At 47.1% G+C, this 20,811-nt stretch carries 24 protein-coding genes and 1 pseudogene; 14 read left to right on the forward strand and 11 right to left on the reverse strand.

Translation table 11 applies throughout. From position 1 onward, the window contains the following. The first annotated feature begins 1 nt into the window (after window position 1). The 5 genes from DWX68_RS08600 to DWX68_RS14895 all read left to right on the forward strand — a co-directional run bounded on the left by DWX68_RS08600 (window position 2) and on the right by DWX68_RS14895 (window position 4,149). Complete coding sequence (locus DWX68_RS08600; RefSeq protein WP_098924544.1) at window positions 2–1,045, forward strand: ribonucleotide-diphosphate reductase subunit beta; 1,044 nt, start codon at window positions 2–4, stop codon at window positions 1,043–1,045. Window positions 1,046–1,082: 37 nt separating this feature from the next. Beyond that, window positions 1,083–2,264 (forward strand): MBL fold metallo-hydrolase, encoded by a 1,182-nt coding sequence (locus tag DWX68_RS08605; RefSeq protein ID WP_117470959.1) that lies wholly within the window; start codon window positions 1,083–1,085, stop codon window positions 2,262–2,264. A gap of 161 nt (window positions 2,265–2,425) precedes the next feature. Beyond that, on the forward strand, window positions 2,426–2,749 hold the full coding sequence (locus DWX68_RS08610) for a thioredoxin family protein (protein WP_107000750.1): 324 nt from the start codon (window positions 2,426–2,428) through the stop codon (window positions 2,747–2,749). A 14-nt stretch (window positions 2,750–2,763) separates the two neighbouring features. Then, window positions 2,764–3,693 carry a thioredoxin-disulfide reductase gene (gene trxB / locus DWX68_RS08615; RefSeq protein ID WP_118469100.1) on the forward strand — a complete coding sequence of 310 codons (930 nt, stop codon included), beginning with the start codon at window positions 2,764–2,766 and terminating at the stop codon, window positions 3,691–3,693. A 294-nt stretch (window positions 3,694–3,987) separates the two neighbouring features. Then, entirely contained in the window at window positions 3,988–4,149 is a 162-nt protein-coding gene (locus DWX68_RS14895) for a hypothetical protein (protein ID WP_227589447.1), read from the forward strand. Between the two features lie 521 nt (window positions 4,150–4,670). Here DWX68_RS14895 and DWX68_RS15115 read toward each other — a convergent pair. Next, entirely contained in the window at window positions 4,671–5,336 is a 666-nt protein-coding gene (locus DWX68_RS15115) for a type I restriction-modification system subunit M N-terminal domain-containing protein (protein WP_333491304.1), read from the reverse strand. Between the two features lie 26 nt (window positions 5,337–5,362). Then, entirely contained in the window at window positions 5,363–6,604 is a 1,242-nt protein-coding gene (locus DWX68_RS14675; protein ID WP_181357200.1) for a hypothetical protein, read from the reverse strand. Between the two features lie 777 nt (window positions 6,605–7,381). Here DWX68_RS14675 and DWX68_RS08645 point away from each other — a divergent pair. Together DWX68_RS08645 and DWX68_RS08650 are read left to right on the forward strand one after the other, a co-directional pair. Then, window positions 7,382–8,698, forward strand: a complete 1,317-nt coding sequence (locus DWX68_RS08645; protein WP_118469102.1) for a hemolysin family protein — start codon at window positions 7,382–7,384, stop codon at window positions 8,696–8,698. Window positions 8,699–8,831: 133 nt separating this feature from the next. Further along, the gene (locus tag DWX68_RS08650; RefSeq protein WP_227589448.1) at window positions 8,832–9,047 is read left to right on the forward strand and encodes a hypothetical protein; all 216 of its coding nucleotides are present in this window, start codon (window positions 8,832–8,834) and stop codon (window positions 9,045–9,047) included. A gap of 336 nt (window positions 9,048–9,383) precedes the next feature. On the opposite strand, the pseudogene DWX68_RS08660 reads toward DWX68_RS08650, so the two are convergent. The 4 genes and pseudogenes from DWX68_RS08660 to DWX68_RS14680 all read right to left on the reverse strand — a co-directional run. Next, window positions 9,384–9,626 (reverse strand): annotated as a pseudogene (locus DWX68_RS08660) (peptide-methionine (R)-S-oxide reductase); the annotation flags it as partial. A gap of 89 nt (window positions 9,627–9,715) precedes the next feature. Beyond that, window positions 9,716–10,666 (reverse strand): TlpA disulfide reductase family protein, encoded by a 951-nt coding sequence (locus tag DWX68_RS08665; protein ID WP_118469123.1) that lies wholly within the window; start codon window positions 10,664–10,666, stop codon window positions 9,716–9,718. Between the two features lie 11 nt (window positions 10,667–10,677). Further along, window positions 10,678–11,571, reverse strand: coding sequence for a 4Fe-4S binding protein (locus DWX68_RS08670; protein ID WP_182426669.1), 894 nt, complete (start codon window positions 11,569–11,571; stop codon window positions 10,678–10,680). Between the two features lie 25 nt (window positions 11,572–11,596). Then, window positions 11,597–11,743 carry a CD1871A family CXXC motif-containing protein gene (locus DWX68_RS14680; protein ID WP_182426666.1) on the reverse strand — a complete coding sequence of 49 codons (147 nt, stop codon included), beginning with the start codon at window positions 11,741–11,743 and terminating at the stop codon, window positions 11,597–11,599. Window positions 11,744–11,890: 147 nt separating this feature from the next. Between DWX68_RS14680 and DWX68_RS08675 the strand changes: the two genes are divergently transcribed. Both DWX68_RS08675 and DWX68_RS08680 read left to right on the forward strand, forming a co-directional pair. Then, window positions 11,891–12,568, forward strand: coding sequence for a response regulator transcription factor (locus DWX68_RS08675; protein WP_118469106.1), 678 nt, complete (start codon window positions 11,891–11,893; stop codon window positions 12,566–12,568). Beyond that, window positions 12,565–13,716: a HAMP domain-containing sensor histidine kinase gene (locus DWX68_RS08680; protein ID WP_118469108.1), complete on the forward strand. Its 1,152-nt coding sequence runs from the start codon at window positions 12,565–12,567 to the stop codon at window positions 13,714–13,716. The genes DWX68_RS08675 and DWX68_RS08680 overlap by 4 nt, the downstream gene beginning before the upstream one ends. Here the strand turns inward: DWX68_RS08680 and DWX68_RS08685 are convergent. Together DWX68_RS08685 and DWX68_RS08690 are read right to left on the reverse strand one after the other, a co-directional pair. Then, a complete protein-coding gene (locus DWX68_RS08685; protein WP_182426667.1) occupies window positions 13,702–13,992 on the reverse strand; it encodes a hypothetical protein in 291 nt (96 codons plus the stop codon). The genes DWX68_RS08680 and DWX68_RS08685 overlap by 15 nt on opposite strands. Before the next feature lie 370 nt (window positions 13,993–14,362). Further along, entirely contained in the window at window positions 14,363–16,123 is a 1,761-nt protein-coding gene (locus DWX68_RS08690; protein WP_118469125.1) for a diguanylate cyclase, read from the reverse strand. Between the two features lie 324 nt (window positions 16,124–16,447). Here DWX68_RS08690 and DWX68_RS08695 point away from each other — a divergent pair, with 324 nt between their 5' ends. Further along, entirely contained in the window at window positions 16,448–16,711 is a 264-nt protein-coding gene (locus DWX68_RS08695; protein WP_333489792.1) for a hypothetical protein, read from the forward strand. Window positions 16,712–16,723: 12 nt separating this feature from the next. Then, window positions 16,724–17,038: a hypothetical protein gene (locus DWX68_RS08700; RefSeq protein WP_347475177.1), complete on the forward strand. Its 315-nt coding sequence runs from the start codon at window positions 16,724–16,726 to the stop codon at window positions 17,036–17,038. 411 nt (window positions 17,039–17,449) lie between these two features. Here the strand turns inward: DWX68_RS08700 and DWX68_RS08705 are convergent, their stop codons facing one another. Then, complete coding sequence (locus tag DWX68_RS08705) at window positions 17,450–17,788, reverse strand: helix-turn-helix domain-containing protein (RefSeq protein ID WP_107000743.1); 339 nt, start codon at window positions 17,786–17,788, stop codon at window positions 17,450–17,452. Between the two features lie 119 nt (window positions 17,789–17,907). Between DWX68_RS08705 and DWX68_RS08710 the strand changes: the two genes are divergently transcribed. The 3 genes from DWX68_RS08710 to DWX68_RS08720 all read left to right on the forward strand — a co-directional run bounded on the left by DWX68_RS08710 (window position 17,908) and on the right by DWX68_RS08720 (window position 19,233). Further along, the gene (locus tag DWX68_RS08710; protein ID WP_107000742.1) at window positions 17,908–18,303 is read left to right on the forward strand and encodes a pyridoxamine 5'-phosphate oxidase family protein; all 396 of its coding nucleotides are present in this window, start codon (window positions 17,908–17,910) and stop codon (window positions 18,301–18,303) included. Window positions 18,304–18,445: 142 nt separating this feature from the next. After that, on the forward strand, window positions 18,446–18,556 hold the full coding sequence (locus DWX68_RS14900; protein WP_147341939.1) for a DUF2200 domain-containing protein: 111 nt from the start codon (window positions 18,446–18,448) through the stop codon (window positions 18,554–18,556). A 65-nt stretch (window positions 18,557–18,621) separates the two neighbouring features. Then, complete coding sequence (locus DWX68_RS08720; protein WP_015553463.1) at window positions 18,622–19,233, forward strand: sugar O-acetyltransferase; 612 nt, start codon at window positions 18,622–18,624, stop codon at window positions 19,231–19,233. A gap of 126 nt (window positions 19,234–19,359) precedes the next feature. Here the strand turns inward: DWX68_RS08720 and DWX68_RS08725 are convergent, their stop codons facing one another. Continuing rightward, entirely contained in the window at window positions 19,360–20,382 is a 1,023-nt protein-coding gene (locus DWX68_RS08725) for an AraC family transcriptional regulator (protein ID WP_118629118.1), read from the reverse strand. Beyond that, window positions 20,379–20,765 carry a metalloregulator ArsR/SmtB family transcription factor gene (locus DWX68_RS08730; protein WP_107000740.1) on the reverse strand — a complete coding sequence of 129 codons (387 nt, stop codon included), beginning with the start codon at window positions 20,763–20,765 and terminating at the stop codon, window positions 20,379–20,381. Before DWX68_RS08730 ends, DWX68_RS08725 begins: the two co-directional genes overlap by 4 nt. Window positions 20,766–20,811 lie beyond the last annotated feature (46 nt).

Consider the following 20,811-nt stretch of genomic DNA (forward strand, 5'->3'; position numbering starts at 1 on the left):
CATGATGGAACTGAAGAAAAAGCCCCTCTTTAACCCGGAGGGCGACCCTGATGTGCGCCTGCGGCGCATGATCGGCGGCAATACCACCAACCTCAACGACTTCAACAATATGAAGTACGCTTGGGTCAGCGACTGGTACCGGCAGGCCATGAACAACTTTTGGATCCCTGAGGAGATCAATCTCTCGCAGGATGTGAAGGACTATCCCCGCCTGCTGTCAGCCGAGCGCAGCGCCTACGATAAAATTCTGAGTTTTCTTGTCTTTTTGGATTCCATTCAGACAGCGAACCTGCCTAATATCGGCGCCTACATTACAGCCAACGAGGTCAATCTCTGCCTGTCCATTCAGGCGTTTCAGGAGTGTGTCCACTCACAGAGCTACAGCTATATGCTCGACACCATCTGTTCCCCCGTGGAGCGCAATGACATCCTCTACCAATGGAAAACGGACGAGCATCTGCTGCGCCGCAACACCTTCATTGGGGACTGCTACAACGAGTTTCAGGAGCGGAAGGACGCTCCCACGCTGCTGCGCGTGATGATGGCGAACTATATTTTGGAGGGCATCTATTTTTACAGCGGCTTTATGTTCTTCTACAATCTCTCCCGAAACGGGAAGATGCCCGGCTCGGCGCAGGAGATCCGCTATATCAACCGCGACGAGAACACGCACTTGTGGCTGTTCCGCAATATCATCACGGAGCTGCAAAAGGAGCAGCCGGAGTTGTTCACCGCCGAGAGCGTACAAGCGCTGCGCGAGATGATGCGTGAGGGCGTGGAGCAGGAGATCGCATGGGGGCATTATGTGATCGGCGACGACATCCCGGGGTTGAACCGGCAGATGATCAGCGATTACATCCGCTATCTCGGCAATCTTCGCTGGACGAGCCTGGGCTATCCGGCATTGTATCCGGGCTTTGAGAGCGAACCGGAGAGCATGGAATGGGTCAGCCAGTACGCTGACGCCAATATGGTCAAGACCGATTTCTTTGAGGCACGCAGTACCGCCTACGCCAAGAGCACCGCACTGATAGACGATTTATAAGAAAACCAAAGACATCAGAATAGGAGGTATTTTTTATATGGATATCCGAACGGTAACAGATGCCATCCGCTATGTAGGGGTGGATGATAACACATTGGCACTCTTTGAAAACCAGTACCCCGTCCAGCCTATGGGAGTGAGCTACAACTCCTATGTCATTCTGGACGAGAAAATCGCCGTGATGGACAGCGTGGACGCACGGGCGGCGGAGGAATGGCTTTCCAATGTAGCGCAGGTGTTGGGGGGGCGCAACCCCGATTATCTTGTGGTCACACACATGGAGCCGGATCATTCCGGCAGCCTCATGCGGATAGCGCAAGAGTACCCGGAGATGAAGATCGTGGGAAACGCGAAAACATTTACCCTGATCAAGCAGTTCTTTGGCACGGGTGCATTGTCGGAAGACCGTATGCTGGAGGTTGGCGAGGGCAGCACGATCTCTCTGGGCTCACACCGGCTGCGCTTCCTGCTGGCACCGATGGTACACTGGCCGGAGGTGATGACGGCGTATGAGGAAACGGAAAAAATCCTGTTCTCGGCGGATGCCTTCGGACGCTTTGGCTCACTGGAACGGACTGCCCGTGCCCCCTGGGTGCCGCAGGCCCGACGGTATTATTACAATATTATCGGGAAATATGGCGCACAGGTGCAGGCTCTGCTGAAAAAGACCTCCGCGCTGGAGATCCAAACGATCTGCCCGCTCCATGGTCCCGTGCTTACAGAAGGGCTGGAGGAGTGTCTGCGGCTCTATGATCTCTGGTCACAATGGGAACCAGAAGAATCGGAGAGCATACTGATTGCCCACGCATCCATCCATGGAAATACTGCCCATGCGGCGAAGACCCTCAAGGGTAAATTAGAGAAAAAAGGCGTGCAGGTCAGCATATGTGATCTCACTGTGACAGATCTTTCCTACGCTGTTGCCAGTGCGTTCTACTGCGGGAAACTGGTGTTGGCCTGCTCCACTTATGACGGAGGACTGTTCCCGCCCATGAAGGCCTTTTTGGATCATTTACAGACAAAGGGATTCCGAAACCGCCGGATCGGCCTCATGGAAAACGGCTCATGGGCCCCTGCTGCCGCGCGGCTGATGCGCGCCGAGTTGGAAAAGATGAAGGAACTCCGACTGTGTGAAACGGAGGTATCGCTGCGCGGCGCACTGAACCAAACCAGCGAAGCGCAGATGGACGCTCTTGTGGCGGAGCTCTGCGCGGAATAAGCTGCAACAAACCGCAGCTATTCTCGTACAGATGATGGTCTTACTCATCTGCTTTATGTCCCAAGGGCAGAGTACCGTCATCTCAGGTTGAGGTCACGATGTGGTGTGGGGCGAGAACGGAGTCTTGAGAATACCCAAACAAAAGAAAGGAGCTGACAGATATGGCAGCTATGAATATGAATCAGGAGCAGTTTGAGCAGGCGACCCGGGGCGAAAAGCCCGTTTTGGTGGATTTCTGGGCGCCCTGGTGCGGCTATTGCCGGAGGATCGGCCCTGCGTATGAGAAGATTGGAGAGGAATACGCGGACAGCCTCGTTGTCAGCAAGATCAATATTGACGAGGAGCCGCGGCTGGCGGGGGCCGAGGGGATCGAGGTCATCCCAACTCTGGTGCTGTACCGGAACGGAAAGGCCGTGGATTCCATCACCGCGCCCGGCTCAAAGGCAGAGATCGACCGCTTCATTCAGGAAGCCTTGGCGAAATAACGGAGGATTCAGATATGAACAACAATCATGTTTATGATATGCTCGTGGTGGGCGGCGGCCCGGGCGGCTACACCGCCGCCCTGTACGCGGCCCGGGCGGGGCTGGACACCGTCGTGCTGGAAAAGCTGTCTGCTGGCGGGCAGATGGCCCTGACCGAGCAGATCGACAACTACCCCGGCTTTGAGAACGGGATCGACGGCTTCTCTCTGGCGGAGAAGATGCAAAAGCAGGCGGAGCGTTTTGGGGCACGCAGCGAATACGCGGAAGTTCTCCGCATGGATCTGACGGCGGTTCTCAAGCTCGTGGAGACCAGCGAGGGGATCTTCCGGGGGAAAACCGTGGTGCTGGCCACCGGCGCAGACCCCAGAACGCTGGGCGTTGCCGGAGAGACGGAGCTGTTGGGCCGGGGCGTGGCCTACTGCGCCGCCTGCGATGGGATGTTTTACAAGGACAAAACGGTGGTCGTGGTGGGCGGCGGCAATTCCGCCGCGGCAGATGCCCTCCTTCTCAGCCGCGTGGCGAAAAAGGTGATCCTCGTCCACCGCAGAGACACCCTGCGGGCCACCAAGATCTATCACGAGCCACTGGAACAGACCGAAAATGTGGAATTCCGCTGGAACAGCACCGTTTCCGCGCTGCTTTCCGGGGACAGGCTGACCGGCGTACGCCTGCGGGACACCGTCACCGGTGAGGAAAGCGTGGTGGACTGCGACGGCGTATTTGTCAGCGTGGGCCGACAGCCCGCCACGGCGCTGGCGGTGGGTCAACTGGCGCTGGACGGCGGCGGCTATATCGTGGCCGGAGAGACCACGGAAACCAGTATTCCCGGCGTTTACGCCGTGGGCGACGTGCGGACGAAGCCCCTCCGTCAGGTGGTCACCGCCGTGGCGGACGGCGCGGTGGCAGTCCACATGGCGGAGAAATATATCGCGGAAAACCGATAAGGAAGGTAGATTGAAAAAGCCATGTTTAAGGTCAGGCCGGATACGACCGCAGTGGGGATGCCGACATATCTGCAAGGAAAACTGCCAGAGTGATGGCAGATAAGATCACCCATGTAAGATCGGGAGATATGTTGTCTCTCCATATCCAGTCCACGCAACAGTGAGCAACTGAACACAAAACACAGCCACAGATGTACTCTGCGGCTGTGCTTTTATGCATAGTACTTACGGAAAGGATTCGATGAGCAGATTTCTGTGATACGGATTTTGGATTCTCGCAGAGAGGAATTTCGATTGAGTAAAGCATATGAGCAGAAAATTGACGTGGTAAATGTCATTACTGCTCCAGAAATTGAAATGCTGATTATTCATGCAGAAGGAGCATATGATCAGTTTAAGCGTTCTGGAAAAAAACAAGCGAATTTTGTAAAAGAAATCTTCGGATGCATGATGTGAAGTCGTATGAGATAGAATCGTCTTCGATGCCTCGTTGGGAAACCAACGAGGTATTTTTTTTGCCCCAATCCGACTGCATAGGACACTGAAAAAATCAAAACAAACCATATGTAGTCCTGCAAGGACAACCAAAGTGCGCCTACGAGGCCAACGCGAAACCGGAGGATTCTTGTTAAACTTACTTTGTAAGGACGAAAGTCCGGATGTCCCTTGAAAACTGAATACTCATTCTTCAGGTACATTCCTGTTTGGTCGAGCCATCGACTGCACGCCATGAAGCCCATCGGGGCGATAGCGGTTTCGCAGAAGCAAATGCCGGATTGCAACCGGCGGCGGTGCTAAAGCCAGACAGGGACAATGATACTTCCGTAATTCGCGGTCCGGCCATAAGGAAGGCGGGATGGTTAAATTCCAATGGAGCAGTGAAGCACACTGCCGCCTGTGAGAAATCCTACATCTCTGGGGTGATAAGAAAAAGTACAGAGAAACCATATTTTCAGAAAGCACTGCTGGGTGCTGTATCAGCATGATACCTGGCAGGCTTGTTCTTCCAGTTTTGGTAATGGCACAACCCGTCTAAGTGTATCTGATACGGATATTCTTAAACGAATTTCCATAATACCCTTGGCATATTTCCGCAGCTCTTTCTGAAAACCTACAGTGCTAAAGATGTAACTAATAAACCTTAAATCAGCATCTTCTGTTTCCTTGAAAACATAATAGACAGGGCTAACACATCCGAAATAATGGGATATGCCAACTGATCCGATTATGACATTCATACTGTTTCTCTTGATGATGTTGTCAAAATCGAATTTGGACAGAACATCCTGGACATTGGGAGAGAACCCAGCCAGATAGTCCCGGAAGTTGGCTTCGATGTTATCCGGGTCAGCCAGCAGCTTTTCAAATGTGAACTTGCTGGTATTGTAGAACTGATAACCGGAAGCCTTGGTCAGAAAGCCATCAATGACGGCCAGCTTCTTGACCTTTTCATACTGTGCCAAGACTGCTTCGTGGGTGGGAAGCAGACAGTCGTGGAAACGTTTAACCACGGTCATAGGAAGGATTACAAGTCCGTACTCATGGGGCTTAAAGGGGCCACGGAGCATATCTGCCACATTCCAGATCATCGTTGCTTTTTCTGCAATATTTACTCCTACCGCTTGGATTTTATCGTTAGACATCGTGTGTACCTCGATTCGTATTTTCTTTATGCACTGGCCTGGGTGCCTTCAAGTGGCTCCAGACCAATTATGAAGTCGGTAAGCAAAATAGCATTCAGAGAAGCTTTTTTGCTCGGATAGCTGTGATACCAGCTGTGAGAAACGCCATGCCGGTTCGGCACACCATCAACCACATCATCAACCTTATTGCACTGAGAAACAATGAAGGTATTAAAATAATCGCTGAAGATCTTGTCGTAGTCGTTTGCCTCGATCAGATCTTCCAGTTCTTTTTTAGTGATCGCCATCCTTTGCCGGTGACGATCCTGCATGGTAGCATTGTTTGCCTTTATGTAGATTAAGCCCTCCCACATAGTTGCCAAGCTGGAAATACACAGGGCATATTCACCACGGAGATGTGCTTCAAGAGCCTGTCCCAGAATTCGTTTGATATGTGGTTCTAAATCAGATTCTCTCCATATTCGCTTGATGAATTTGATTTCATTCTTGTCGTAATAGTCGAGAATGACCTTGTCGATACGCTTTTCTCGTCGCTTACTTGCACCTCGGCTTGTTGCCAGGATGTCCGATATTTCCGCTGTCATGGTAATATCCGCTGCCCAGCCAGCGTAGGGGAACCATTTGCATTCATACATAGCCGTCAAGTACGCTTGATTGAACTTCTTGTATCTCCCAAGAATATCCGGTTCCAGTGCAAGATTCTCCAACACAGAGCGCATTGGAGAGATGTCAATGCTCTGAAGCCAATCCATCACAGGCGAATGAATTGTCGCTGTAAGTGCAGACCCAAAGGAGCTTATAATTCCATGAACAGAATCCGCAAGTAGTTTTACCGCACTATTATTGAAAGACTGGAGCATCGCCGTCATCCCTAAATTGGCTTGTTCAAGCAGCGGATTCTTGAAAGTATAGTTGGGGACATTAGCGACTATTGCAAGTTCTCCTAAAGTCTGGATGGTACTACTGTGTTGTAGGGCATCTATTGCAGTACCTACGCTGGTAGCCAACTTCATAGCTTTACTCTGTTCAGCAATCGCTTTCATAGCTGGCGAAGGTTCTGAAATTGCATCCAACGCAAGCGTCGGAATCTCAAAATTGGGGATGTGTGCAGTAGCACCTTCTGCGATTCGCTTGAGTTTTTCCTCTTGCTCCAGAATGGGCGCTAAACTATCTGCTATTTTTTTGCTGGCTTCCATACTTTCCAGCAACTGATCAGAAATAGGGTTATGTTCAAAATCTTTGATCGGGTGCTTATTTCGTTCATACATCAGGATAGTTGCGGGTACAACATCTATTTGCTCTGCAAGCTGTCTGGTAGTCAGAGACTTTCTCTGTCTGTAATACCTCAGATTGTCACCGGGCAGATTACTTGTGGGCTTTTCCTCAAAAGGTATCGTGACCTGGGGCAAAAGCCTTCCTTGGTAAAATTGACACAACGATGTGTGATTGAAAATACCATTGCAAAGACGAATTATCATATTCATCTGGTATTTAGTGAACGGAAAATGTTGGAACAACCCGAAGTAAAGGTTGCTACCCGAAATATGTTTTATGATGAGCAGGGAAAGCATAGACGCACAAAGAAAGAGGTTTTAGACGAGAATGAGTGATATACAAGCATGTGCAAGGGAGATTGTGAATAAAGAAATGATTTATCAATAAGGAAGATGATATGGTGGAAAGCAAGTCTGAAAATGGCTTGCTTTTTACTTTAAAATGATGTTAAGTGATGATAAAGAAAATTGAATTTCCCAAAGAAATTAAAAATAATCGGATTTTATGTTTTACATAAATTTAACACACTTTTGCTTTTTTCGAATTGATTATGTTAGGTCTTTTTGTTATACTGTACTACAATACTATTTGAGAGGAGGAATATTTAACATGGACGAAAGTGATAATGATTCTGAAGCGAACCAATTCAATAGAATTTTTATTTATATATCGCAAGGCATGGACTATGTATTCGGAACATAGACCATGTCTTTTGTTGCTTTTAAGTAAGTGTGATATTTAGATAATTTTATTGTAGAAAGGTTTTATTTATGAGTACATCAATTTTTATTCTTTTAGTAGTGCAGATTATTTTAATTATATTAAACGCGATTTTTGCGAGTGCAGAGATCGCTGTTTTATCAATGAATGAAACAAAGCTAGAACGAATGGCAGAACAAGGTAATGGTCGGGCAAAGAGATTAGTACGATTAACGCAAGAGCCGGCACGATTTCTTGCGACAATTCAGGTTGCAATCACATTGTCGGGATTTTTAGGAAGTGCTTTTGCAGCAGATAATTTCTCAGAACCTTTAGTTGATTGGGTTGTTGGGATGGGCGTGAATATTCCACGTTCTACTTTAGATACCATAGCTGTTATATTGATTACATTGATTTTATCATATTTCACGTTGGTTTTTGGCGAATTAGTTCCAAAGAGAATCGCAATGAAAAAATCTGAAGAACTGGCAATGGGGATTTCAGGATTGGTTACGGGAATCTCTATCCTATTTAAGCCAATCGTTTCATTTCTTTCAATATCGACCAATATTGTCTTGAGGATTTGTGGTATTGATCCAAATGAAGCGGAAGATCAAGTGGGTGAAGAAGAAATACGTATGCTTGTTGATGCGGGAAGTGAAAAAGGAACAATAGATCATCAAGAAAAAGAATTTATTCAAAATGTTTTTGAATTTAATGATATTATGGCTGGTACGATTGCTAAACATCGAACAGATGTGACAATATTATGGATGTCTGATGATGTGAAGGAGTGGGATGAAACAATCCACAATACACGACATACCCTTTATCCCGTCTGTGGAGATTCGATAGATCATGTTATTGGCATTTTAAATGCAAAAGACTATTTTAGATTAAAAGAAAAAAGTAAGGATATGGTTATAGATTCTGCAATTTCTGCACCATACTTTGTTATGGAAACTACAAAAGCAGATGTGCTTTTTAAAAATATGAAACAATCGAAGCAATCTATGGCGATTGTATTAGATGAGTATGGTGGAGTGGTTGGAATAGTAACTCTTTTTGATTTATTAGAAGAAATTGTTGGCGATTTAAACGATATTGAACCAATATCGTCGGAAGAAGAAACTGTTATTATAAGAATAAGCGATAACAAGTGGGAAGTGAAAGGAAATATACGATTAAGTGATATTGAAGACGCTATAGGTGTTACATTTACAGCAGAAGATTGTGACACATTTACTGGATTTGTATTTCAAAAATTTGGTATGGTACCAAAGGATGGGGATACAAAAATAGAATTAGAAATAGAAAATATGCATATAATCATTGACAAAATAAAAGAACATCAAGTTGAACATGCAATTATAGAAATTTTAGAATAAAATTTTGAAATGCATTTGAAAATTATTTTAGAAACAAGGGGATATATCAGAAGAGTACATATACATTTTCAAATACAACAGGGATAGAATGATGTTGCGATAAAAAAGAGGGAGACACACATTTGTTTAATCCATGAAGTCCAATTTTGCTGTTGACGGACGAACACATGCAGAGTACCGCAAGACCAAATCGGAAATGCAGGATTGGCTTGTGGCGCAGAAGATTATGCAGGAAAACCTGAAAGAGGACGAGCAGAAAAAGAGCAGCTGCATGAGCAGGAAGTGCGGCAGGAAGAAGAAAATAGACAAAGCAGTCGATGATGGAATGTCCGGTGCAGTGTGGGTGTAATGCTCATGCTGCACCGGGCTTTTTTCTTTGAAAATGATTTTTTATAATGTTGATCTTTGACTGCTCTTAACTCAAATATTGTATCTTAACTCAAAAAAAGTTATAATACAGAAAAAGAGTTAAGAATGCAGGTGATGACATGGAATATCTCGATAAAGTTCTTGGAGTCAAGGTTACCTATGAGGACGTAGAGTTTAAGCACGGAGTGACTGTCTTGGATGCGGCATATTTGATTCCATTTAAGGCAAAAGCATGGATGGATTTGACAGATCGTAAGGCCGCAGGAGAACATGTTGATAGCAAAAATATTAAGAAACATAACAGTATTTTGCGAACTCATTCCTCGAACAGATACAGAAGATATCCGTAACCCTCTGCTTTCATCTTTGCGTAAGGCACAAAGCGCAGGGCCGCACTGTTGATGCAGTAGCGCACGCCATTGGGGGACTCCGGATCGCCAGTGAACACATGACCAAGGTGAGAATCTCCGGCACGGCTTCTGACCTCTGTACGGCGCATGCCGTGGCTCAGGTCCTCCAGTTCCACCACGGCAGGCTCTTCAATGGGCTTTGTGAAAGCCGCTCAGCAGCAGTACCGCGGTGAGCAGAAGCGGCAATACTCTCCGATACATGGTGTATCCCTCCTTTCGGAGAAGATAAATTCGTTTGTCAGCCCATATCGGCGGCGAGCGCCTTGTCGATCTGGGCTTGCAGCGCCTCAGCCTGCGTCTTGCCGGTAACAGCGCCTACGATGGGTTCACCCACGATATTGCCGCTGCGGTCGACCACATAGGTGGTGGGATAGGCAAAGATGTTGGTGGTAAACTTTCCCGCCTCACCGTCGGAGTCAAAATACACATTCTGATAGGTGGCGCCCTTCTTGGCAAGCACATCCTTCGCCTCGGAAATTGCCGTTTCGTCGCCGTCCAGCGTGAAGGTGTTGACGCCGATGAGGGAGCCGCCCTTCTCCGCCAGTTCCTTGTTCAGCGCATCCAGCTCGGAAAGCTCGCCTACGCAGGGATTGCAGGTGGTGAACCAGAAATTCACCACGGTGACGGCGTTGGCGGAGAACAGCTCGTCGCTCTTCACCGTGTTGCCATCCAGGTCCTTGCCCTCAAAGGCGGGGAATTTCTGCATGCTGCCGTCATCAGGCGGCGTGGTCATGTCGCTGCCCGCGGGCACGCTCATAGCGCCATCCGTAGATTGCTGTGCCGCCTCGGGGTACTTTTTCTCTATCATGGTCAGCTTGTTTTCAATCTCGCGGATCTTCTCTGCCGCCTCCTTGAGCAGCTTCAGCTCATCCTCCGTAAACTGATCTTTGGAACCTTCGATGGTGTCCAACAAGAACTCACCATAGTTTTTGCCGTCCTCCTGCATGGTCATGCCCTTGTCGGCCGCTATGAAAACTTTTTCCCAAAGCGCTGTGTTCTCCGAGAGAATGGCATTTTCCTGCGCCATCAGCTCCTTGTGCATGGCAACCGCTTCCTTGGCATTCTTCGGTTCGCTACTCATTTCGTCCATTTTGTCTCCGCCCTTTGTGGCGCAGGCTGCCAGAGAGAGCACCATCAGTGCAGTAAGCAGCAGAGCCAGAATTCTGCCGGCAGTATTCGTCCTATTCATATTCATTCGTTTTATTCCTCCCTGTTAGTGTTGTTTGTTTGTAGTGTTTCCGCTGCTTTTGCCTTATCTTTACCGTCTCCGAAGCCGTAGCGGAAGCACACGGCTTTCGTCGGACAGGCGCGGATGCACATTCCGCAGCGGATGCACTCGGTATGGTTGGGCGTTTTCGTCACATCCACATCCATCTTGCAGGCTCTGGCGCATTTCCCGCAGGAAACGCACTTATTCTTATCCACCTTCATCTGGAAGAGGGACACCCGGTTGAACAGCGCGTAGAACGCGCCCAGCGGGCAGAGCCACTTGCAGAACGGTCGGTAGAACAGTACGCTCAGCGCAATCACCGACAGCAGGATGCTGAATTTCCATGTAAACAGCTTGCCCAGCGCCGCCCGGATGCCGGAATTGGCAAGGGACAGCGGGATGGCTCCCTCCAGCACGCCTTGGGGGCAGAGGTATTTGCAGAAGAACGGATCTCCCATGCCAACATCGTTCACAAGGAACGCCGGTAGCAGGAAAACCATCACCAGCAGGACAGCGTATTTCAGGTATGTCAGCGGCTTCAGCCTCTTTGTGGAAAGCTTCTTAGTGGGGATTTTGTGCAGCAGCTCCTGAAACCAGCCGAAGGGGCATAGAAAGCCGCAGATAAAGCGCCCCAGCAGCACGCCCAGCAGAATGAGGAAGCCTATGATATAGTAGGAGAAGCTGAACTTGGAAGACCCCACCACCGCCTGAAACGCACCAATGGGGCAGGCCCCAGACGCCGACGGACAGGAGTAGCAGTTCAGCCCCGGCACGCAGACGGTCTTCCCCGCCCCCTGATACAGTCCGCCCTTGAGAAAGTTCGGCAGATGCAGGTTGGTCAGCAGCGTCGCCCCCGCCTGAATCCAGCCCCGGAAGCGGGACATTGTCTGTGAAACGCCTGAAAACTTTTTACCCAATGCCCACACACTCCAGACATAATTTGATTGCTTTGCTCAGCACTGTCGCCGCCTCGCCCCGCCAGACACCGAAGCACAGCATGGCGGCTCCGGCCATCAGCAGCGCGATCTGCGCCGCTGCCTTTTTCTCGCAGCTCATTTTTCATCACCCTTTCCGATTTTCTGTCCCCATCATAGCGCGGGAGAGTTAAAGTCTCTGTTAAGAACGAAAACTTAACACAAACCTTATCTGTTTTTGCTATAATGAAAGCAACACAAAAACGAAGAAATAAAAAGGAGGGCTCTCATGCACCTTTTAGTAATTGAAGATGAACGCGCCCTGTGCGAGACCATCGTCCGCAGCCTGCGGCGGCTGGCCTACAGCGTGGACTACTGCTATGACGGGGAAAAAGCGCTGGCGCTTCTGGGCGTGGAACGATACGATCTGGTGCTTCTTGATCTGAATCTGCCGAAAAAGGACGGCATGACGGTGCTGCGCACCCTGCGGCAGACCGACCGGGAGACGCGGGTGCTGATCCTCTCCGCCCGCAGCGAAGTGGAGGACAAGGTGCAGGGGCTAGATGCCGGGGCGAACGACTATCTGGCGAAGCCCTTCCACTTGGCGGAGCTGGAGGCCCGCATCCGCAGCCTGACATTGCGGCAGTTTACCCAGCAGGATGTGCTGCTAAGCTGCGGAGACCTGACCTTTGACACCCGTTCCCGTACCGCCACCGTCAACGGGCAGACGCTGACGCTCACCCGGAAGGAAACAGGAATCCTGGAATACCTGATGGTGCATCAAGGAAGGCCAGTAAGTCAGGAGGAGCTGATGGATCACGTTTGGGACAATAGCGTGGACAGCTTCAGCAATTCCATTCGCGTCCACATCTCCGCCCTGCGCAAAAAGCTCCGCACCGTGCTGGGCTATGACCCCATCCGCAACCGCATCGGCGAGGGCTATCTGATGGGAGGTGAGGAGGAATGAAGCGGCTTTCCCTGCAGTGGCGCATCACGTTGATGTCCGTCCTGCTCATCGGTGTCACCTGCGTGGCCATGAATCTGCTGCTGTGCTCCTCCGGTGTGTATTATATGGACACCATTGCGGACAACTTACAAGGCGGCGGCACGGTGATCCTGAATGATGGCGGAGCGGCGAGCTTTGACCCACAGCTCATAGCCCCTGACGAGGATCTGACGATCATTGTCGATGGGGTGCAGGGGCGCTTCCGCACCACCAACTGGTACATCACGGCGGCGATAACGCTGCTCAGCGGCATCCTCGCCTATTTCGTCAGCGGACGCGCTCTCAAGCCCCTGCGCAGCTTTACCTCGCAGGTGGAGCAGGTGCAGCTGAACAATCTTGCCGATATGAGGATCGATGAAGACGCTATTTCGGAGTTCCGGCAGCTGAGCCGCTCGTTCAACCAGATGCTGGAGCGGCTGAACAACGCCTTTTCCGCTCAGCGGCAGTTCACCGGCAACGCCGCCCACGAGCTGCGCACGCCACTGGCACTAATGCAGGCGCAGTTGGAGCTGTTTTCCGCGGAGCATCCTGATGTGCGACCGGAGACGGCGGAGTTCCTCACGCTTTTGCGTGAGCAGACGGAACGGCTGATACAGATGACCAGGACACTGCTGGAGATGAGCAATCTGCAGCAGGTGGCGCGGAACGAGCGGATCCAGCTCGCTCCCATGATCGAGGAGATCTTCACAGATCTTGCGCCGCTCTCAGATAAGCTCGGCGTCACGCTGACGGCGGAGGGCGACGGCATTATGACCGGCAGCGATGCACTGATTTACCGGCTGATCTTCAACCTGACGGAGAATGCTGTCAAGTACAACCGGCCGGGCGGCTCGGTACGGGTTTCTGTCACTCAGGAGTTGGAAAAGCTCCTGCTCCGCGTCTCCGACACCGGCTGCGGCATCCCGGAGGTGTATCAGCGCAGTATTTTCCAGCCCTTCTTCCGGGTGGACAAGTCTCGCAGCCGGGAATACGGTGGCGCAGGACTGGGGCTCTCACTGGTATGGGAGATCGCCGACCTCCACGGCGGCTCCGTTTGGGTGGAGAAAAGTTCGGAGAAGGGCACTACCATTGCGGTGGGGTTGCCAACGCAACAATCAACGAAGCCCTAAAACACTTTTATTCGTTTTTCGCTGCTTCGCTTGCCGCCCTGCGGCGTCCCTCTCCGTATTTTCACGCTCCAATTCCGCCGCACGGAGCTTGCTGTGGACAGACTTATAATCAGAAATTTCCTGTTTCAAACTGTCAATCTCAGCCTTGAGCTTTGCAATTAGCTTGTTTGCCGCATCCACCGCCTTTTGCAGTTTGGATTCCTTTTTCTCTGCTGTAACGTACTTCTTTGCCAGAGTGGAAAGTCGGTCAAAGTCCTCACGCTCCACGGCAACCATGCTCGTCCAGCGCGGGCTTGGAATCCCACTTTTTGCTCATGCTGATCTGCTGTATTTAAATAACCCTATTAACACAATTTTATTAGGCGCAGTATAACTGCTGACGGCGTAGAATCTTGGTGGCTAACTTGGTGGATACCTTGATGGGTGTCATCCTCTAAGTTATCATGGGTTTTGAAGAAGCATTTTATGGGAAAAAGAATCTGGATCCAAAGATGCGGGCATTGCTTAATTCACTGGCGAAAACAGATCATAGCTTGGCAAATAAAATAGAAGCTCCACATGCGATTTAAAAAAAATCCTGTTCAATATATGAATATGAGCAGGATTTTTCTATTTACAACGATATTTTTTACAATATTTCCTTCGATTATCCGGAAAATTTTTCACTGTAATGACTTTTCATATCCTCCCAGTCCATGAACAATACATAAAATACTTTGCCATATTGCTGGCTCTCAACAATTCTCCCATGGTCAAGCACAGACAGATACGATCCATCCGCTCTTCGTAAATGAAAGTGGATATAGTCATTTCCATTGCCATTATCAATCTGTTTCCAAATGCTTGCTTCTATCTTCTTCTTCTCATCTTCCCGTATCAGGTTGCTGAAACTTTTCTTTGTAAGTCTGAATAGTTCATCCATATCTTTATATCCGGCCATATGAAGAAACTCCTGATTTGCATAAAAGAGTTCATCATCTTCTTTGTCTGCTCTGTATATGATAAATGCTCCTGGAAGGTGCTCGGAGATATCCCTAAATGCAAATCCCAGTTGTTTACGAACCCTTAATTCAAGTCCTTCCCTATAAGCCATGCAGCCATTTTTTCCATGAAGTTTTATTTCGTAAAGGGCTGCATCTGCACAGCGCATAAGCTGTGAACGGTTAGACGCAAATGTCGGATATTCCGAATATCCAAGAGAAATATAAAATGGATATTCTTTTCCCTTATATGAAAATGTCTTTGGAGCCATAGTGAATTGCTGTAGCTTCTCTTTTACATCCTCGTAGGAATAATTTTTTAAAAGAATACAGAACTCATCTCCACCATTTCTTCCTAGTAACGCATCAGACGGGAAAAAAGCTTTCATACTGTCTGCCAGACTCCTTAATGCTTTGTCTCCGTAAACATGTCCATAGATATCATTAATAAATTTAAAATCATCAATATCAAGGAGTACAGCCACAAATTTCGCTTTCGGATTTTTATTAATCATCTTTTCTGCCAGTTCATCGAATCCATAGCGATTGTAAATACCTGTAAGAGAATCTGTGTGTGCCAGTATTTGAAATTTGTTTTTATTTTCTTTTGATACCAGCCACATCCGGGTAAGAGTTACCAAAAGCATGGTAATCGCAATAAAGAAAACACTGATTACTGCTATTAATGTATTGTTTCCCCAGCCATTTTCAGGCATTACTTCAAACTTCCAGTTCTCCGTTCCTATCGTAAAGTCATAGGAAACCGGATTCGTTAATTGACGATCTGACTGATAAACAACTTTATAATTATCACTCCATGGATTATCCGTTTTTGAAAGACTATATTCATATCCAAATTTCGAAAGTGCACTTATCGCATCTGAAAAAATATCCGGAACACGAAGGATAACAATGGTAAATCCCCAAAAATATTCCTGCCCGTTTTCATCTTTCAGATAAATAGGATTGCGGACAGCAATTCCATATCCACCCTGTTTCAATTCAAAAGGTCCCTGTGTAACGATTGTATGATGATCTCTTGCATATATGGAAATTTCACCACGTTCTGTATCATGAATTAGATCAATCTTACCTGCCTCATTTCCATCGGCCGGATAAATATCCGTTACAATACCAGCCGGAGCAAGCTGTACGCTTTCAACAGAATCCGACATAATATTTTTTGCAATTGTGTCAAATTGATTGATTTCTCCAGTTCCGCTGATCAAAAGCTGTTTCAGAACATCTGTAATCTCTATTCCATTTATAATCTCATTCTCTATACGTTCTCCATAGGTTGTTGCATTTAATTGTGCTGTTGTGCGGCTCTGCTCTTTTTCATGAGTATCTGTGTTGTATACGACTAAACTAACAAGGCATATGCCCATTAAAAAAACGAGAAGAGGCACAAGTGTCTTTTTTTTCACCTGATTCACCTCGTTTTATCTCAGTCGAGAAGACTCTCACCTCTTCAGGTGGTGAGTAATAGCAAATTTGTCTCAGTGGGAGTTGGGTCTCTGACTGATGTTTTTATAATTAAGCATTATATCACGGAAGTAAAAAAATTGAATAAATTTTGCCAAAAAAGTTATAGAACGTTTTTCCAGTGTACTGATAACGTTTTCCTTGCGTACAATGGAAAAAAGAAGCAGTGCTCCTAAACAAATAAAAAAAGTACAGTTTGATTGTTTGATTGCTTGTTTTTATGGTATCTTTTCTTTTGGAATTCAACATGGCGGTTACGCTTCTTTATGGACAGCCGACTGAACAAAAATGGCGGAACGCTTATTTTCACTACGCATTATCCGGAACTGCTGGATGAATATGACCGAAATGACGGAATTTGTATTGTAAGAAACCGTAATGGCATTACAGCAGAAAATTTGAGCCATATATTGAAACGTAATGATATTAAAAAGAGTGATGCCTACCAGAGCGGTTTCCTTGAGGGAACAACGCCAGCATATGAAGCGTATATGCGCTTGAAGAAAAGCCTGGCTGCTTCAATCAATTAAGGAGGCAGCAGAATGGAATTAGCAAAATATAAGGCGTGTATATGTGAAGGATCTACCGAAGAAGCTATTATCGACATACTGGTTGATAATGATCTTCTGATTTTCAAAAGAGAAGAAATGTTGGAAGAATGTGTTATCCGTTGCAGAAGTGCTAAACGATTTGAGGAGCGATACTTACGGAAGGGATTCGATGAGCAGATTTCTGTGATACGGATTTTGGATTCTCGCAGAGAGGAATTTCGATTGAGTAAAGCATATGATCAGTTTAAGCGTTCTGGAAAAAAACAAGCGAATTTTGTAAAACAAATCTTCGGATGCATGATGTGAAGTCGTATGATTTTGTGAAGCAGTATTTCAGTAACCCACAGCTCTTGGTGAAAGCCATAAAAGAGTATCGCAGAACAGCAAATATCCCCAAAGGAGAATACAGCTTGTCTGATTTGCTGAGATGAGCTTTGCTTTTTTAATACATTGGCCGTGACTCAAATGGTCACCAGGAGATAAACGGGTACCAGTTTACAGAAAACAGAATAGAATCGTCTTCGATGCCTCGTTGGGAAACCAACGGGGTATTTTTTTGCCCCAATCCGACTGCATAGGACACTAAAAAAGTCAAAACGAACCGTAGGTAGTCCTGCAAGGACAACCAAAGCGCGCCTACGAGGCCAACGCGAAAACGGATGTTCCTTGAAAACTGAATAGCTTATATGCTACCCATATTCGTAGGAGAATATTTCATCATTCTTTATCGTTTAAATATTGAATATACTCGTTTCCCCATATTTCCAACTCCTTCAGTACTTTCCTGAATTTTTCTCCAATATCACTTAATTTGTATTCTACTTTTGGTGGAATCTGCTGATATTCTATGCGTTCAATCAAGCCTTCTTCTTCCAACTTTTTCAGCTGTCTTGATAGCGTTGTATGTGTCATTTCTTCTGGCATTTTTCTTTGTAATTCATTAAACCGGATGGGACCATCTGTTAACAAATACATAATATACATAGACCATTTACCTGTTAAAACTTTTTGCGAAGTCACATATGGGCAAAGCCCAAATAGATTTTTCTTTTCCATATATACGTTCCTTTCTGATACCAGTATCGTAAAATATCGTACTTATTTGTTTGCTCCTATGATATATAATTATACGCATAAAAAATAAAAATACAATTTGTTTTCAGGAGGATTTTGAAATGAATGACGTAGTAAAATATTTGCAGGAATGCGGAACTTTTTATCTTGCCACGGTAGAAGGAGACCAGCCACATGTACGCCCATTTGGTGCTGTATGTGAATTTGAAGGAAAACTTTATATTGTAACGAATAATAAAAAAGATGTTTACAATCAGATGAAAGTAAATGGAAAAGTTGAAATGTGTGGAATGAACAAAGGTACTTGGATTCGTGTGAAAGGTGCAGTAAAAGAAGATACTCGCCGTGAAGCTCGTGTAGCCATGATGGAAGCAAATAAAAATGCTCTCCAGTCTATGTATACGGTTGATGACAATTTGATGACGGTATTCGTTTTTGAAAGTGGCATCGCAACTATTTATTCATTCACAGAAGAACCGAAGGTTATCAATCTGTAAAATTTTGAGTAATGTACATTACGGTTTGTCAGACTGGAAATTCCCCGGCTGATGTTTGGCGCTGCGGGCGGCGGCACATATTCTTTATTATCCGGAAGCGTGGTATACGCTGCACATAGACGCACCTGAGGGAGGAACGAAAATGGAAACTGAAAAAGTATATGCCATGCCATTTGCAAAAATATATCCCATGCTGGTGGATGAGCTGGCTAAGGGCAAAGTGATGGAGAAGATCAAGCGGAGAAACAAATGAGGGAGGGGAAAGCAGCCTATTACACACCGACAGAGAATGTGGTATAATCCTTGAGGAAACATTGTATGGAAAGGACAAACACGATGAACGCTCTGGATATTATGAAACGCCCTGCCGCCTACGTAAGCGGCTATGAAAACACCCCCACGGAGGAACAGAACCGTGCAAAGCAACTGTGCTGGGAGTACAACCGCACCGCTCCCAACGAACAGGAAAAGCGGCGCAGCATCCTGCAGACCCTGCTGGGCACCTGCTCTCCCATGACCGGCATTCAACCGGATTTCCACTGTGACTATGGCTTCAACATCCATACCCACGGCTTGGCGGTCATCAACTATAACTGTGTCATTCTGGATACCTCTCCGGTAAACATCGGAGCAGGTGCCTTTATTGCCCCCGGCGTATGCCTTGCCTGCTCCGGTCATGCCATCGACCCGGAGCAGCGCAGCCACGGCATTGGAACCTCAGCACCTATTACGCTGGAGGAAAACGTCTGGATCGGTGCAAATTCCACCGTCTGCGGCGGCGTTACCATCGGGGCAGGCTCGGTTATCGGGGCGGGAAGCGTCGTCACCCATGACATTCCCGCCGGTGTCATCGCAGCAGGGGTGCCCTGCAAGGTGATCCGCCCCATTACCGAAAAAGATAAGTTCAAGCCGGAGGATATTCTGTTCTGAGAAATTCAGATCGGAAACGCTGAAAAAACATACGCACAAGCTCTCCGGGGACATTTTTGTTTTTCGCCATGCTTTTCTGCGGGGAGAAGGCATGTTATACTGGGAATGACAATTCGGGATTTTTCATTACAGTGTTTTGCTAAAGGAATCCAATGGAGCTATACCCTGGATTTTTCTGTATTCTCTGGGTGACATTTTGACGATAGACTGAAAAGCGCTTGAAAACTTTCCCTGGGTTTGGTAGCCTACCTGGGAAGCAATATCCGCGATAGTGTCATTTGTTTCTCGTAATAATTTCATAGCCTGACGCACTCGAAATTCCTTCATATAGGTGGCGATAGGCTGACCGTAGACTGCCTTGAATATCTCCTTTAGAGTGGAGGTATTTATCAAATACTGTTTGGAAAGTTCTGCAATCGTAAATCGTTGCTCCAAGTGCTCTGTCAACTGTTGATGAATTTCTTTTATCAATTCGGTTTGCTGGGAGAAGTATTGAGTCAATTCTTTATGCTCCGATTTCATGTTGCTCAAATAAATCAAAATTTCCAGCACCTTCAATTTCAAGAGGGAATTTCGAACGGACATAGGAGCAGAAAAGAGTGGGGCAAAAATATGCTCTAAATCGGAACAGGACGGGATTGCGGATGGCTTTCCGGAGCAAAATCGATTCTGTAACTGGTCTGCTTCCACACCGGCATTCTTTAAAACTTCTGGGCAAATGGAAGAGAGCTGTTTCAGATCCACGGAAATGGAAATTCCCTCTGAATATCCTAGGGGAAACATCATGGCGGAATCCGCGCAGCAGGCCATACTGTGTGCTGTCACATCACCTGTACCTAAATAGACGGCAGTACCGCCGTGCATATTCCAACCCACGCGACCACTGCGACAATAGTAAATTTCTAAAACAGAATCCGAAGCATCATGCCGAAACTTGACCTCTGAAGCAAGAAAAACATTGAAGGATACCTCTATTCCAGGAAAAGTTTCATATGCCTCCATACACCCTTTTCCAGCGGTAACCGCTCGAAACTGTTCTCCAAAGAGTGTAGTACCCGTTCCACCAGCCCGGCAATGCTTCAAGGCGAGGGTGCCGTTTGGGATCTTTTGAAGTTTTTGAGCGATAACTTTGGATTCTTCTTTTTTCATGGCGTTCCTTTTTGTTTTTCTACTTGCGACGGACAGGCGATTTTTACAAGCCACTCAATCATGTGGTGGAAATTTCGGGCCTGCTCGGTATCAGCTGCTTTATAATAGACCTCTTTTCCGTCCCGGCGGTTAACGATCAGACCCGCTGATTTCAACTGCTTGAGATGGTGAGAAACTGCAGGACTGCTCATATTTACCATGGCTGAAAGATTGATAACACATTCCTCACAGTGGCAAAGCAACCAAAAAATGCGAATACGGCTGCCATCTCCCAGCTGCTTGAAAATATCAGCTACGGTTTGAAAGTTTTCTACGCTGGGCATATATTCCAGTTCATGCTCGATAGTTTGTCCGTGGTCGTGGGGTAAGTGGTTCTGAATCATTTAGCACTCCTCCTTGAAGTCTATCTTATCATAGACCGGAGAGAAA

The sequence above is a fragment of the Clostridium sp. AF20-7 genome, from assembly GCF_003479275.1.
Taxonomy (GTDB): domain Bacteria; phylum Bacillota; class Clostridia; order Lachnospirales; family Lachnospiraceae; genus Otoolea; species Otoolea fessa.

Bases quoted from the DNA above. Each gene is read 5' to 3' on its own strand.
- DWX68_RS08685 (WP_182426667.1), bottom strand. From the start codon at position 13,992: ATGGTTGCCGTGGAGCGTGAGGACTTTGACCGACTTTCCACTCTGGCA.
- DWX68_RS08725 (WP_118629118.1), bottom strand. From the start codon at position 20,382: ATGAAAAAAGAAGAATCCAAAGTTATCGCTCAAAAACTTCAAAAGATC.
- DWX68_RS08695 (WP_333489792.1), top strand. From the start codon at position 16,448: ATGGACAGCCGACTGAACAAAAATGGCGGAACGCTTATTTTCACTACG.
- DWX68_RS08720 (WP_015553463.1), top strand. From the start codon at position 18,622: ATGGAAAGGACAAACACGATGAACGCTCTGGATATTATGAAACGCCCT.
- DWX68_RS08600 (WP_098924544.1), top strand. From the start codon at position 2: ATGATGGAACTGAAGAAAAAGCCCCTCTTTAACCCGGAGGGCGACCCT.
- DWX68_RS08610 (WP_107000750.1), top strand. From the start codon at position 2,426: ATGGCAGCTATGAATATGAATCAGGAGCAGTTTGAGCAGGCGACCCGG.
- DWX68_RS08675 (WP_118469106.1), top strand. From the start codon at position 11,891: ATGCACCTTTTAGTAATTGAAGATGAACGCGCCCTGTGCGAGACCATC.
- DWX68_RS08645 (WP_118469102.1), top strand. From the start codon at position 7,382: ATGAGTACATCAATTTTTATTCTTTTAGTAGTGCAGATTATTTTAATT.
- DWX68_RS14900 (WP_147341939.1), top strand. From the start codon at position 18,446: ATGGAAACTGAAAAAGTATATGCCATGCCATTTGCAAAAATATATCCC.
- DWX68_RS08730 (WP_107000740.1), bottom strand. From the start codon at position 20,765: ATGATTCAGAACCACTTACCCCACGACCACGGACAAACTATCGAGCAT.
- DWX68_RS14680 (WP_182426666.1), bottom strand. From the start codon at position 11,743: ATGAGCTGCGAGAAAAAGGCAGCGGCGCAGATCGCGCTGCTGATGGCC.
- DWX68_RS08700 (WP_347475177.1), top strand. From the start codon at position 16,724: ATGGAATTAGCAAAATATAAGGCGTGTATATGTGAAGGATCTACCGAA.
- DWX68_RS08680 (WP_118469108.1), top strand. From the start codon at position 12,565: ATGAAGCGGCTTTCCCTGCAGTGGCGCATCACGTTGATGTCCGTCCTG.
- DWX68_RS08605 (WP_117470959.1), top strand. From the start codon at position 1,083: ATGGATATCCGAACGGTAACAGATGCCATCCGCTATGTAGGGGTGGAT.
- DWX68_RS08650 (WP_227589448.1), top strand. From the start codon at position 8,832: ATGAAGTCCAATTTTGCTGTTGACGGACGAACACATGCAGAGTACCGC.
- DWX68_RS08665 (WP_118469123.1), bottom strand. From the start codon at position 10,666: ATGAATAGGACGAATACTGCCGGCAGAATTCTGGCTCTGCTGCTTACT.
- trxB (WP_118469100.1), top strand. From the start codon at position 2,764: ATGAACAACAATCATGTTTATGATATGCTCGTGGTGGGCGGCGGCCCG.
- DWX68_RS15115 (WP_333491304.1), bottom strand. From the start codon at position 5,336: ATGTCTAACGATAAAATCCAAGCGGTAGGAGTAAATATTGCAGAAAAA.
- DWX68_RS08670 (WP_182426669.1), bottom strand. From the start codon at position 11,571: ATGTCCCGCTTCCGGGGCTGGATTCAGGCGGGGGCGACGCTGCTGACC.
- DWX68_RS08705 (WP_107000743.1), bottom strand. From the start codon at position 17,788: ATGGAAAAGAAAAATCTATTTGGGCTTTGCCCATATGTGACTTCGCAA.
- DWX68_RS08710 (WP_107000742.1), top strand. From the start codon at position 17,908: ATGAATGACGTAGTAAAATATTTGCAGGAATGCGGAACTTTTTATCTT.
- DWX68_RS14675 (WP_181357200.1), bottom strand. From the start codon at position 6,604: ATGTATGAACGAAATAAGCACCCGATCAAAGATTTTGAACATAACCCT.